Annotated in this window: 10 protein-coding genes; 6 read left to right on the top strand and 4 right to left on the bottom strand. The window is 61.3% G+C overall.

Going from position 1 to position 13,496, the window contains the following annotated elements; translation table 11 throughout:
• Positions 1–58 precede the first annotated feature (58 nt).
• Both GL4_RS15330 and GL4_RS15335 read right to left on the bottom strand, forming a co-directional pair.
• The gene (locus GL4_RS15330; protein WP_172653384.1) at positions 59–2,863 is read right to left on the bottom strand and encodes a TonB-dependent receptor plug domain-containing protein; all 2,805 of its coding nucleotides are present in this window, start codon (positions 2,861–2,863) and stop codon (positions 59–61) included.
• A gap of 558 nt (positions 2,864–3,421) precedes the next feature.
• The gene (locus GL4_RS15335) at positions 3,422–6,091 is read right to left on the bottom strand and encodes a TonB-dependent receptor family protein (protein WP_045368816.1); all 2,670 of its coding nucleotides are present in this window, start codon (positions 6,089–6,091) and stop codon (positions 3,422–3,424) included.
• Between the two features lie 519 nt (positions 6,092–6,610).
• Here GL4_RS15335 and GL4_RS15340 point away from each other — a divergent pair.
• From GL4_RS15340 to GL4_RS15355, 4 genes are read left to right on the top strand one after another with little or no spacing between them, the layout of a single operon-like run.
• Positions 6,611–7,126, top strand: coding sequence for a hypothetical protein (locus tag GL4_RS15340; protein WP_244462637.1), 516 nt, complete (start codon positions 6,611–6,613; stop codon positions 7,124–7,126).
• An 11-nt stretch (positions 7,127–7,137) separates the two neighbouring features.
• Positions 7,138–7,860: a MotA/TolQ/ExbB proton channel family protein gene (locus GL4_RS15345; RefSeq protein ID WP_244462638.1), complete on the top strand. Its 723-nt coding sequence runs from the start codon at positions 7,138–7,140 to the stop codon at positions 7,858–7,860.
• On the top strand, positions 7,860–8,306 hold the full coding sequence (locus tag GL4_RS15350) for an ExbD/TolR family protein (RefSeq protein ID WP_045368818.1): 447 nt from the start codon (positions 7,860–7,862) through the stop codon (positions 8,304–8,306). Before GL4_RS15345 ends, GL4_RS15350 begins: the two co-directional genes overlap by 1 nt.
• Before the next feature lie 19 nt (positions 8,307–8,325).
• On the top strand, positions 8,326–9,099 hold the full coding sequence (locus tag GL4_RS15355) for an energy transducer TonB family protein (protein ID WP_045368820.1): 774 nt from the start codon (positions 8,326–8,328) through the stop codon (positions 9,097–9,099).
• Between the two features lie 18 nt (positions 9,100–9,117).
• On the opposite strand, the gene GL4_RS15360 is transcribed toward GL4_RS15355, so the two are convergent.
• Complete coding sequence (locus GL4_RS15360) at positions 9,118–9,969, bottom strand: hypothetical protein (RefSeq protein ID WP_045368823.1); 852 nt, start codon at positions 9,967–9,969, stop codon at positions 9,118–9,120.
• Positions 9,969–10,784 carry a hypothetical protein gene (locus GL4_RS15365; protein WP_045368826.1) on the bottom strand — a complete coding sequence of 272 codons (816 nt, stop codon included), beginning with the start codon at positions 10,782–10,784 and terminating at the stop codon, positions 9,969–9,971. Before GL4_RS15365 ends, GL4_RS15360 begins: the two co-directional genes overlap by 1 nt.
• A 320-nt stretch (positions 10,785–11,104) precedes the next feature.
• Here GL4_RS15365 and GL4_RS15370 point away from each other — a divergent pair, with 320 nt between their 5' ends.
• Together GL4_RS15370 and GL4_RS15375 are read left to right on the top strand one after the other, a co-directional pair.
• The gene (locus GL4_RS15370; protein ID WP_045368829.1) at positions 11,105–12,700 is read left to right on the top strand and encodes a sensor histidine kinase; all 1,596 of its coding nucleotides are present in this window, start codon (positions 11,105–11,107) and stop codon (positions 12,698–12,700) included.
• Positions 12,697–13,383 carry a response regulator transcription factor gene (locus GL4_RS15375; RefSeq protein WP_045368831.1) on the top strand — a complete coding sequence of 229 codons (687 nt, stop codon included), beginning with the start codon at positions 12,697–12,699 and terminating at the stop codon, positions 13,381–13,383. Before GL4_RS15370 ends, GL4_RS15375 begins: the two co-directional genes overlap by 4 nt.
• Positions 13,384–13,496: the final 113 nt, after the last annotated feature.

A 13,496-nucleotide genomic window follows, 5' to 3' on the forward strand; every position in this document is an offset into this window, starting at 1 on the left:
TGGCGGCCCGCAGAACCCCGCGAGCCGCCACTCTTCAATCGCCACTATCGCTACAAGGCTACCACTTGATGCGGGCGCCTGCCATGACCGACCGGCCGAGACCGGGTTTGACGCCGTCCTCACGGTCGGTGATGTACAGCTCGTCGGTGAGGTTCTCACCGGAAACGAACAGGACCATATCGGCCTTCGGCATCAGGTTCTGTGGGACCGTGTAGTTGGCCCGCGCGTTGAGGAGCCAGACACTCGGCACCAAGCCGTCTTCGCCGCTCGGGTCGCCGCCGTAAGGCGTGTTCTCCACGTCCGTGTAAAACTCGCCCCGATAGACGAAGCTGACGCTCGCATTCCACCCGGCCGTGCTCTCGATACCCGTGGTCAGATACGCGACCTCACGCGGCGAGAAGGGAATACGATTGCCGACGATGCTCTCGCCGCCCGGCAAGATGCCTTCGGTTATCTCGCCGTTCGAGTACGTGTAGGTCGCCTCCGCGAACGGGTTGAGGTCCCATCCCGTAAAGGGCCGGGAGTCGAGACGGCCGTACATTTCGAAACCGCTGATCTGCACCTCGTCGGCGCTCGTGAAGACGTTCTGACCGGAGGCCGTCGTGGCGGAGCCCTTGATCTGGTAGTTAGAGATGTTCTTGAAGAAGCCCGCCATGTCGAGCGTCACGCCCTTGATGCCGGTGGAGCGCAGACCGAGCTGGAAGTTGTTGCCAAGCTCGTCCTCCGGCGGGAAGGGTCCCTCGCGCTGCACGGGGATCGTCACGCCGCGGTTGTACCCGCCATACATCGTCGTGTGATAGACGGTCTCATAGTCCTGAAGAGACTTGCCGTCATAGACAGGTGCGGTTTGCTGACCGAACAAGCCCCAGGAGAATGAGATGCCGGGGAGCCAATAGGTCTTGTTGAAGCTGAAGTTCTTCGTGTCGCGCTCAAGCGCGAAGACGACGCACTCCTCGCCCTCGAAATATTCGTGACCCGCGTAATCGCATTCGTCGAGTTCGTGTTCGCCCTCACCTTCCTCTTCCGAGGAGGCGGTCTGGACGACCTTCGAGTTGAAGTGTTCGAAGCGAATGCCGGGCACGATGTCGATGGCCGGCGTCGCGTGGATCACCGTCTGGAGGTAGGCCGAGACGGCGTCGGTCTCGTGCTCGCTATCGAAGACCGTGAGGCCTTTCTTGTCGCCATCCCTCAAGATCTCACCTTGATCGCCGAAGAAGTTGCGGTTGGCGAAGGTGTGATGCTCCAATCGCACGCCCATCTGCAGGTCCTGATTAAGACCGGAGACAAACTCCCGATTGGCTAATTCGAAGCGCTGCTCGCCGCCGACATGCTGGTAGGTGCGCAAGCGGCCGATCATCACGCCTTCGGGGATCAGCGCTTCGTCGCCGACGAAGAGCGGGCTGAATGCGTCCTCAGCCTGCGACGGGTCTGCGCCCTCGAAGTTCTGATACCGGTCCCGGCGGTGATGCATGTAGTAGACGCGCGTCGTGGACGTCGTGTCCTCATCGAAATAGTAGTTCAGCACGCCCTGAAGGCGGAACGGATCGGCATTGTACGTATTGAAGCGCGAGCCGGGGTTGTAGCAGCTCTTGCAGTGCTTCACCTCCTTGAAGAACGCTTCCTCGACCGTGTCGGACTGGAACGCGGTCTCCTCTTCTTCCTCGAGTTCTTCGTCCTCCGCCAGATCGCCTTCTTCCTCTCCGTCCTCTTCCTCTTCGAACTCTAGATTGGCTTCGTCGTAGTTGTCGCGCTGGCGGGTATAGGACCCGGAGAGTACGAAGTCCGCGTTGGTGTCCTTCCAGCCGAGGGCCGCGTAGAAATCGTTGTAACGCAGGCGCTCTGTGTCCCACGCACCCTGCACGTCGGCGCCGGTATAGGACACGACCGTGCCCCAATTGCCCCAGGTCGACCGGTTGTGCACGTGCCACTTGCCTGCGCTGCCGTCGCTGCCCGCGCCTTCGAGGGCAACCCCGCCACCCTCGCCCGACATAACGAACTCGTTCGGCCCGAAGGGCTGGAGGTTGCGGAAGTTGATGGCGCCGAAGTTGTTGTTCGGGGCGTAGATGATCGAGCCCTTAATCACCTCGACGGCCTCGATACGATCCGGCGGCGGGACATTGTGTACCGATGGATCGATGTAGAGGCTCATATTGATCGACTGACCGTCCTCCATGACGAGGACCTTGCGCGAGCGCCGCGGGTTCGAGCCGCGGATGCCAATGCCGCCGTTCCGCGCCGCGCCATCGTCATTGACGATGTTCACGCCCGGTACGCGCTGCAGGATGTCATTCGTGCTGAAGGGATCCTGTTCGTTGATCTGCTGGCGCGTCACGCGGCTGCCGGCTTCCGAGAAATTCTGCAGGTTGCCCGGCGCGATACCGTTGAGCGGATTGACTGGCGATTGGGCTCCATTCCAGGAGCGCTCGAAACTCGCCTCACCGCCGGCAGGACCGTAGTAGTCGGGCTGCTGCTGCGTGATCAGCGTCGGGAAAAACAATTCGGGCTCGATGGGCTCGAACGCTGGTTGAGCCGGCGGCTCATACGCGACCGGCTCGGGTGCTCGCACCACCGGCTGTGGCGCGGGGCGCGATACGGGACGGCGCTTCGGCTCCGGCTTGCTTTCGGCCTGCTCACGCTCGGGCGGCTGCTCGGGTTCCGCCTGGGGCTGAATGATCTCGACGGCCGGAACGTCACCCTCGGTCGCTCCCCCCGTTTGAGGCTCCCCACCGGACGCCGGCGTCGTAGCGGACGGTGCGGCCTCTTCCGAGACCGCCTCGTTTTCGGTCGTTTGACCTATCGCATCGTATGGCAGCAAGGCCGCAGTGCTGACTGCAAGTGCGCCCCAAAACACACGTGACGGCATTCTTTTCCCCCAGTCCTCTGTCGTGAGCCTCCGCGTCAACGCGAAGGCTGCATTCTCCCTGTCGGGGGCATTTTGTATTTGGACGGAGAGACGCGGCGGATGCCATGTGATCTCGACCCCATCGTGGAAACGTGGTGGTCGGTTGTCCAGATATCCCCGCGCGAATCCCCCATCCCGTGATTGCGCCCCGTCACAACCTGTAAGAGGACGCTCAACGGGGCGATCCAAAAACGAGCGGGAAGATCTTCCCGCTGAGGAGGCCGCAGTCAGGTCCATGAACGAGGCCGCCGCGCGCGTTGCCGGCGCGGTTCCGCAAGATTCAGGGACTTAGTCCCCCAAACCTGACCATTACCCATTTGATTTCTTCCCGAGTAGTCGGGAAGAAATCAAATGAAGCTCTGGATGATCGGTATTTTGGGTGGCTTCTGTCCGGACCCCGTATCTCCGCGTTCGTGGCGGAAATAACACAGGCCGCATGGCGCGCTTCAAAATAACAAGGCGGCGCACTTAGCGCCGCCTTGTTTCCGATAAAGCTGTGAGATGGGCCGGTTCAGCGGCCTACCACTTCACCCTTGCGCCTGCCATCACAGACCGGCCGAGGCCAGGCTTGATGCCATCCTCGCGGTCGGTGATGTACAGCTTGTCTGTCAGGTTCTCGCCCGAGACGAAGACCACCATCTCGCTCCCGAACACATCCGTGGGGATCGTGTAGTTGGCCCGCGCATTGAGCAGCCAAACACTTGGGACCAAGCCATCTTCACCGCTGGGGTCACCGCCGAAAGGCGTATTCTCTTCGTCCGTATAGAACTCGCCCCGATAGACGAAGCTGACGCTCGCATTCCAGCCGGCCGTGCTCTCGATGCCGGTTGTCAGATACGCGACCTCACGCGGCGCAAAGGGAATGCGGTTGCCAACGATGCTCTCGCCGCCCGGCAGAACACCCTCGGTCACCACGCCGTTCGAATAGGTGAACGTGCCTTCAAAATACGGGTTGAGGTTCCATCCCGTGAACGGGCGGGAGTCGAGGCGGCCATACATTTCGACACCGCTGATCTCGACCTGGTCGATGTTTGTGTAGACGTTGAGCCCCGAAGTCGTCGTTGAGGATCCACGGACTTGATAGTTCTCGATGGACTTGAAGAAGCCCGCCATATCGAACGTCACGCCCTTGACGCCTGTCGAACGCACACCGAGCTGGAAGTTGTCGCCGAGCTCGTCTTTCGGCGGGAAGGGTCCCTCGCGCTGCACGGGGATCGTCACGCCGCGGTTGTACCCGCCATACATCGTCGTGTGGTAGACGGTCTCGTAGTCCTGAAGCGACTTCCCGTCGTAGACGGGCGCGACCTGCTTGCCGAACAGACCCCAAGAAAAGGAGATGCCCGGCAGCCAGTACGTCTTGTCGTAGTTGAAATTTTGATCGTTCGGGTTGATCTCGAAGACAACGCACTCGCCTTCATTGAAGAAGTCCTGTCCGTCGATCTCGCACTCCTCGAGCTCGCGCTCGCCCTCGCCCTCTTCCTCACTCGAGGAGAGCTGGCGAACCTTCGAGGAGATGTGCTCGAAGCGAATGCCGGGCACGATATCGATGGCGGGGGTCGCCTTAATCACCGTCTGCGCATAAGCCGATACGGCATCCGCCTCGTGCTCGCTGTCGAAGACTGTGAGGCCCCTGTCATCGCCATCCTCCAAGATTTCGCCCTGACGGCCGAAGAAATTGCGGTTGGCGAAGGTGTGGTGCTCGTATCGTGCGCCGAACTGGAAGTCCTGGTTAAGCCCAGCGATCAATTCGCGGTTGGCCAACTCGAAACGCTGCTCGCCACCGACATGCTGGTAGGTCCGCAGGCGCCCGAGCATTACGCCTTCGGGGATGATCACATCGTCGCCGAGCAAAAACGGCGCAAAATTGCCTTCCGCCTGCGATGGATCGGCACCTTCGAAGTTCTGATACCGGTCGCGGCGGTGGTGGTAATAGTAGACCCGCGTGTTCGAGCTGGTGTCTTCGTCGAAGTAGTAATTCAGGGTGCCCTGAAGCCGGAACGGATCGGCGTTGTACGTGCTGAAGCGCGAACCCGGGTTGAAGCAGCTCTTGCAGTGCTTGATCTCTCGGAAGAAGGCCTGCTCGACGGTATCGGAGCGGAACACGGTCGCCTCTTCTTCCTCGAGCTCCTCATCCTCCTCGAGATCGCCCTCCTCCTCTTCGCCGTCCTCTTCTTCTTCGAATTCTAGGTTGGCTTCGTCGTATTTGTCGCGCTGACGCATATAGGACCCAGAGAACACAAAGTCCGCGTTGGTATCCTTCCAGCCGACAGCAGCATAAAAGTCGTTGTAGGTCAGGCGCTCCGTATCCCAGGTGCCTTGAACGTCGGCGCCCGTGTACGATACGACGGTTCCCCAGTTCTCCCAGGTCTTTCGGTTGTGCACGTGCCATTTGCCCGCGCCACCGTCGCCGCCAGCGCCGTTAAGCGCGACAGCGCCACCTTCACCCGACATGACGAACTCATCCGGACCAAAGGGCTGCAGATTGCGGAAGTTGACCGCGCCGAAGTTATTGTTCGGGGCGTAGATGATCGAGCCCTTGATCACTTCGACGGCCTCGATACGATCCGGCGGCGGCACGTAGTGCACGGACGGATCGATATAGAGGCTCATGTTGATGGACTGACCGTCCTCCATGACAAGAATCTTACGCGACCGCCGCGGGTTCGAACCGCGGATACCGATACCGCCCTGGTTGCCGATGCCGTCGTCGTTGACGATCGTAAGACCGGGGACGCGCTGGAGGATGTCGTTGGTGCTGAGCGGATCTTGCTCATTGATCTGCTGGCGCGTCACGCGGCTACCGGCTTCGGAGAAATTTTGAAGGTTGCCGGGCGCGATGCCGTTGTTCGGATTGATCGGCGACTCGGCGCCGTTCCATGTCCGCTCGAAATTCGCCTCGCCGGCGGCCGGACCGTAATACTCGGGCTGCTGCTGCGTGATTAGTGTCGGAAAGAACTCTTCGGGTTCGATAGGCTCGAACGCCGGCTGGGCGGACGGCGGCTCGTACGCCACCGGTTGCGGCGCAGGGACCGAAACGGGCCGCGGCTCCGGCCGGGCTTCAGCCTGGACAGGTTCCGGCGGTTGCTCGGGTTCCGGTTGGGATTGAATGATTTCGACGGCGGGGACATCGCCTTCGAGCTCGAGCGTGGCGTCGGCAGGAGGCTCGCCGCCCACCGCCGGCGCCGTCACCGCCGGCGCTGTCTCTTCTGAAATAACTTCATTTTCAGTGGCTTGACCGACTGCTTCAGCCGGCAAAAAGGCACAAATACCAAGCGCCAGCGCGCCCCCGCACACTCTGGGTCCCATAGTCAAAGCCCCCCACAGGCAAACCTAGTTGGCTAGGTTCCATTTTCCATTAACGAAAAATTAGCATTGACGGACGGGTCAATCTACCCGAATGCCCCTGGGTCTTTTGGAAGGACAATTAGGAACATTTGGCAAGTGACTTACCAAATCATCCCTTGGCAACGTGCTTGAATGCCCTCGACCGCCACGCTAAAAAATCTCTGGTACTCTCGGAGGACCTACTAACTAGTCTTTGGTTTGGATGTCGGTCCAAGTGTCGAGGCGCCCAGAACTTGCTGGCGGCCTCGCGCGGTACCCTCAACCAAGATCGAGGAACATAAAAGGGAGCGGCTAAAGCCGTCGGAACGCCGTCAGGCAACCGAAACCTGATCTTTCAAAGCAGGCTCGGTATGGGAGGTATTTGTGCTTTTTTTGACTAGAGACAACCGGCATGCGGCCACTTGCACCCGGCAAATTCTCGTAGCTGTTCTGGCGCTTGCCGCAGCACTGCTCATCCGGCCGGCCATCGCTACGGCCGAGGAGGACGCTGTCGCCGCGGCCGAAGAGGCTACCTCCGCCGACACCAAGCAGGCCAGCGTTGCTATCGAGCTCAACAAGCTCGAGCCCAAAGGCTCCGACTGCCGCGCCTACTTCGTCATCGACAACAAGAGCGACAAGGCATACGAGACCCTGAAGCTCGACTTCATCCTCTTTCGTCCGGACGGCATCATCGACCAACGCTTCGCCGTCGAACTTGCGCCGCTCAAGGCCAAGAAGCGAACCGTGAAGCTCTTCGATGTCGCCAGCACGTCTTGCGACGACGTTGGGAGTTTCTTGATCAATGATGTGATGGAGTGCAAGGCCGGGTCGCAAGACGTGGCCGACTGCCTCGGGGATCTTGCCCTGTCGAGCAGGACCGACAACGCACTTAACAAATAGGACTCGGCACCGTGGAAGTAGAACAGGAAATCGCCGTAGCGGCTGCAGCTCACGACTACAGCGTCTGGGGACTGCTCATGCAGGCCGACCCCGTAGTCAAGGGCGTGATTTTGCTTCTCGTCCTGGCCTCCGTGGCATGCTGGGCGATCATCTTCGAGAAAATTGTGCGGGTTAACTGGCTGAAGGGCGGCATCCGCCGCCTCGCCAAGACCCGATCGAGCGCCGATAAGGGCGGATTTCCCCGCAAGGTGCTCGAGGCCGGCGAAGCCGAATTGCAGGCGGACTTCGACGATACGCCGATCGAACGCCGATACCGGGTGGAGACCGCCCTCCGGCACGCTCTGAAAACGCAAATTCAGAAAGTGGAGGTCGGCCTGCCCTTCTTGGCGACCGTCGGCTCGGCCGCGCCCTTCGTCGGTCTGTTCGGAACCGTTTGGGGCATCGTCAACAGCTTTACCGCCATCGCAACGCAGAAGGACACGAGCCTCGCGGTCGTAGCGCCCGGCATCGCCGAGGCCCTTATCGTGACAGCGATCGGTCTCGCCGCGGCTATTCCCGCGGTCGTCGCCTACAACCAGATTTCCGTCGCGCTCGGCCGCGCCTTCGCCAAGGGCAATGACGCGATCATTGAGATCGCCCGCGACCTGACCGAAGACGAAACCGAAGCCACGCCGCAATCGCGGCGTGCGCGTGGCGATAACGTGGAACCGCTCCGCGCAGGGAAGCCTTCGTAATGGGTATGTCCGTCGGCAATGGCGGGGGCGCCGAGGAAGGCGGATACCGCCCGATCTCGGAGATCAACATCACGCCCATGGTCGACGTGATGCTCGTGCTCCTGATCATCTTCATGATCACCGCGCCGCTGCTGGTCGCCGGCGTTCCAGTAGAGCTGCCGAAGACGTCCGCCGCCAAGGTCAGTCAGCCCAAGAAGCCGATGATCGTCTCATTGGATGCGGACGGTCTTGTCTACATCCGCGACGAGCAGGTCACAGCCGACACGCTGGTGCCGCGCCTTCAGGCTCTTCGGCAATCCGAGGGCGACACGGTGGTTTATGTGCGCGGCGACAAGAGCCGTCCCTACGGCGAAGTGATGGAAATCCTCGGCCGCGTCGGCTCAAGTGGTTATTCGCGCGTCTCGCTGCTGTCTCAGCCCAAGGCCGGCGCAGCACCGGGTCAATAGCGCGCCAAGCGGAGCCGTCATGCCGCTCAATATCATTGCATGGTTGGTATCACTCGGCGTCCACGCCGCCTTTGTGCTTGCCCTTTTGCTGCCCGACTCCGGCGGCGCGGCAATTCAGGAAGGTTCGGGGGGCGACATCATGGTCGTCGAGCAAGGCATTGCCATCGAGGGTATTGCGAAGCTCGGCGAGGATGCCATGTCGGTCGAGGCCGTCGAGGCACCGCCCGTGATGACCGCCGCGGCACAGCCGCTGGAGCAGGTTGAGGCCGTCGAGCAGCAGGAAGAAGTCCCTGTGGAAGACGTCCCGGAGGTCGAGCCGGTCGAAGACACTTTGCTGACATCGGAGGCGGGCCCCGAGAACGAGTTGATCGAGCCCGTTGAAGAACTGGTGCAGGAGGAGCCCGAACCTGAGGTGAAGGAACAGCCCCTGCCGCAGCAGCTGGCCTCTGTCGCGCAGCAAACCGTCATTGCGATGCGCGAAAGCTCAGGTCAGGAGCTGTCCGGCGGTGACGCCACCGCGCACAGGGCCTATCTCGGCAAGCTTCGGGTCCATCTCGAGCGGGCGAAAATCAACCCCCGCACGACCCGCGTCGGCACGGCCGTCGTACGCCTGACGGTCAAGTCCGATGGAGAACTCGTCGCACATAAGATCGTCAAGAGCTCCGGCTACAAGGAACTCGACAAGGCCGCGCTCGACTCGATCGCAAGCGCCGCGCCCTATCCGTCGATCCCGGCGGAAGTCGGTGAGGAGACCATCTCTGTCTCGGTGCCGTTCCGCTTCACCGTCCGCTAGGGTCTTCTTGGGCCGTCCTTAGTCGAACTCGTACCCGATGAAGACCTTGATGGCGACATCGGAGGTCGCATCCGTGAGCCCGAACTGCGCACCGAGGCTCACCGTGAACTCCTTGCTTTTTCTATCGACGTCGTAGAGGTCGTCGTCGCCGACGAAGTCGTCGTCTTCCTTGCCGAACGTGTAGTAGAAGGCAGGCCCGATGCTGTGCTGCTGCTCGTTGAAGGGCCCAGCATTAGACATGTCTTCAATCTCTCCGAACATCTCGACCGCGAGCCAAAGGCGCTCACCGAACAGTTCTTTGCGCCCTTGCCAGCCGTACTCGAACCCGAAACCTTCCTGATCGTTCTTGTCACCGATGACGCGGAAGAACAGCGGGTTCAGCACAAGCGTGTAGTTCGACTTTGAAAGCTCGACAATCGGACCGAAAGCGATCTCCGGATCGTTTTCATCCCGAGCCTCGAACACCGGTTGCTCCGTACCCCCTTGAATTGACAGACCCAACCCGTCGCCTTCCCGCGTAATGAGTTCGAACTGGGTTTCGAACTCAATCGCATTGAGGTCGGCGCCATTGTCGTCGATCGGCTCATCGAGGACCTGGGTTAGCGCCACTAGCCAATATGTGGTGGGACTGTATTGAATCTCGAAGTCATGGCTTTGCCGGAGGGGAGCCTCCTCCGTGTCTGGCAGCAGGCTGATATCTTCAACGGCTTGATACGACGGCAGGCCCGTGTGCCACGCACCGCGATATTGCAGCTGGGTTTCGCCGGGATCGATGGTGGATTCTTGGATCTCGAACTCCGCGAGCGCAGGGCCGATCGATCCGAGCAGGATCGCCGCGATGGCAATGTGGCGTGTGGGGAACGAGACCATCAGAATTCCACCGCGAGAGTTATGCGCACGGCGGACTTGGCCGATGCTTCGGTGAGGCCGAACAACATGCCTGCGCCTAGGAGCCATTCCCTTTCCGCGTCGGGCGCGGAAAATACGTAGAGACTCGGACCAAGCACGTGCGTCTGCGCCTCGAACGGCCCGGTGTGAGCGAGTTCCTCAATCTCTCCGAAGCCGAGAACCGCCGCGCCGAGGCGTTCCGTGAATTGATAGCGAAGCTGCGCGGCGTACTCGAAACCGAGGCCGTCATGCTCGGCATCCTTACCGACATCCGTCGCGAGCCGGGGGTTGAGGGTGAGAAGCCAAGGTCCGGGAGCGACCTCCATCACCGGACCGAACTCGAACTCGTCAGGCGTATTGTCTTCGACAAAGAGCGAGTACGGGCCGTAGCCGGCCATGACCGCCAGGCCGAAGACACCATCGTTACGCGGCACCAGCACGAACTGCGTTTCCACGCCCAGGGACGAGAACTCGGCGGCCTTGCCGGGCACGCGCTCGACATTCGGGGTGAGGCGCAACATCCACCAGTCCGTCAACCCGTACTGAAGCTCGATCTCATGGCTCTGGCGAAGCGCCTCGCGGTCGTCGTCATCGTCGCTAGGAGGCAAGCCCCAGTGTTTGGCGCCGCGATACTCGGCCTCGAAGGCACCCTTCTCGGCATCGACTTCCGGGATCTCGAATTCCGCAAAGGCCACAGCGGCGGGGAGCATGACGCTCGCCGCGATGCCGCCCCAGACGGCCGCAAGAGCCGACCGGCCCCGGTTGCCCGGGTTCCCTGCGAGTCCCGACGTAAACACGTGCTGCCCCCCAACGCATCCCTCTGGCGGTTTGCCCCGCCTTTTGCTCAATATCCCCGAAAGATACGTCATATTGCAATGGCGGAGGTGCCATTTTTGCCATTGAATACGGGAAGGTATGGCGGTTTCGCTAGCACGCGCTTGGCGGCGGTGCGGAGCGCCTACACGTCGCGGACCGCATGCGAACTGCCCGTCAACCAGGTCAAAATGCAGTATAGGTAACAGGCCGCCCCATCGGGCGGAGGGAGTTGACCGCGACCCAGACGAAAAGCGCGCCCGGAAGCGCCTCGACGCGGCTACCAAGGAGCGCTTTGCATCTGATGCGTTATCGCACCAAGCTTCTCATCGCAGCCTGTCTCTTGCTCGCCATGTCGCTATCGGCGGCAGCGTTTTCCTATTGGGGCGTGGCGCAGTCGCATCGCTACCTGATCCGGTCGCGCATTGCGCACGAGCAACTGGAACGGCAGCTTCAGCTCTCGCGTCATAGCCAACAGCTCTTCAAGGCCTGGACCGACACGCTCCTGACAGGGCTCTCCGACCGTCCTCTGGGAGAGGCCTATCTGAAGAAGGTCATCGAATCCGACTTATCGGCGCTCGAGGATCTGTCGCGCCGGGAACTGGCGATCGTCGGCGAGGAAGAAGGCCAGGTGGAAATTGCCGAAGTTCATCGGCTGGAAGCGATCCGAAAAGAGTACCGGCACGTTCTGGAGCAGCTCTCCCAGGTCGACCAGCTGAGAAGCCGCGGACGTCCCGACATCGCCTGGCAGAATCTGGTCGACCTCCTTCGTGGCGGTCTCGACAGAGAGCTCAACGAGCTCATCGAAGTCGCCGTGGCCGACGAGACGGCGGAGGTGCTGAGGATCGATGCCGCCGCGACGCAGCTCCTGACGCGGCTGGAGCGCATCAGCACGATCCACGCCGCCCTTGCTGTCCTCATTACGCTGGCTCTCGCGTTCCTGTTGATCCGCGGCTTACGTGCGCCCTTGGCCGCGCTCCTGGATGGGACGCGAAAGTTGGCCGAGGGCGACCTCTCCTACCGCATCGCCGTCCGGGGCAAGGACGAGTTCGCCGAACTCGGGCGCAGTTTCAACAGCATGGCCGCCGATCTCCAGGATCACCAAAAGGCGTTGCAGGACGCGCGCGACAATCTTGAATCGATCGTGGAGGAGCGGACCGAGGAACTGCGCCTCGCGAACGACTCGCTGCGGAAGATCGACGAGACGCGGCGCGCCTTCTTTGCCGACATCAGCCATGAACTGCGCACCCCGCTGACGGTTATTCGCGGCGAGGGCGAAATCGCCTTGCGCGGCCGCAACAAGCGCATTCCGGAATACAAGCATTCCATCGAGCGCATCGTGGAACAGGCTAAGCATCTTTCCGTCCTGGTGGGCGATCTCCTGTTCATTGCCCGGCAAGGCGCCGGTGCAGCCAAGCTGAAGATCAAGCCAGTCGATCTTACGGAGCTGGTCGAAAGCGTTGTGGGTGACGCCAAGATCATCGCCATGAACAAGGACGTGGGAATCGAGTTCGCAAACGATAGCCCGCACCAAATGGTCGACGGCGACCCGGCACGGCTGCGCCAGTTGCTGCTGATCGTCCTCGACAACGCCGTCCGGTACTCCGACGCAAGGGGAACGGTCGACGTCGGACTGTCCCGCGAGAACGGCACCGTCACGATCAAAGTCGCCGATCAAGGCGTCGGCATCCCGAAAGAAGACATGGACAGCATCTTCGAGCGCTTCCGGCGTGCTGGGAACGCCGCCGAGGCCAACGACGAAGGCTTAGGGCTCGGCCTGCCCGTGGCCCGTGCGATCGTGCAAGCCCATGGCGGGACAATCGAGGTCAAAAGTAGGGTCGGGGAAGGAACGATTATTCTGGTAAGCTTGCCGGAAAAGATGGGAGGGAGCCAAGCGTGAACGTGCTCTTGGTGGAAGACGAACCGCGCGTGGCCGATTTCATTGACCGGGGTCTACGCGCCGAGAACCATGGCGTCACCGTCGCGGAAAATGGCGGCGACGGCATCGAACTTGCGAAGACCGGCGACTTCGACGTGATCGTGCTCGATCTTATGCTCCCGGACATGCACGGTTACGACGTGTGCCAGCGTCTGCGCCAAGATGGTCAGCACACGCCTATACTGATGCTGACCGCGATGGACGCGATCGAGGACAAGATCAAAGGCATAAAGCTCGGCGCCGACGATTATCTCACCAAGCCCTTCGATTTCGACGAACTGCTGGTCCGGATCGAGGCGCTGGTGCGGCGGTCGCACAATTTCACGCCGAGTTCCAACGTGCTGACGGTGGGCGACCTGGAACTCGACCGCGAGTTGCTGGAAGTGAAGCGCGGTGACGAGCCGATCAAGCTCACCGCGAAGGAACTGGCCATCCTCGAACTACTGATGAGCTCACCGGGTCGCGTCTTCTCGCGGACACGCATTCTGAACCAGGTCTGGGGATACAGCGAGGACCCTTTGACGAATGTGGTGGACGTCTACATCGCCCGGCTGCGGCGGAAGATCGACACCAAGGGCCGGGAACCGCTGATCGAAACCGTCCGGGGACACGGCTACCGCTTGAAACCGGCGGCGGCGGGCTGACGAACCCGGTTCGACAGGGCCCGGTGTCAGTCCTCTCATTGGCAACGTCTATAAGACTTTTGGCAATTCCCAAGGCATTACTGGCGCCCGTACAATGGAACCTTGCACGGGGC

Source organism: Methyloceanibacter caenitepidi, assembly GCF_000828475.1.
GTDB lineage: Bacteria > Pseudomonadota > Alphaproteobacteria > Rhizobiales > Methyloligellaceae > Methyloceanibacter > Methyloceanibacter caenitepidi.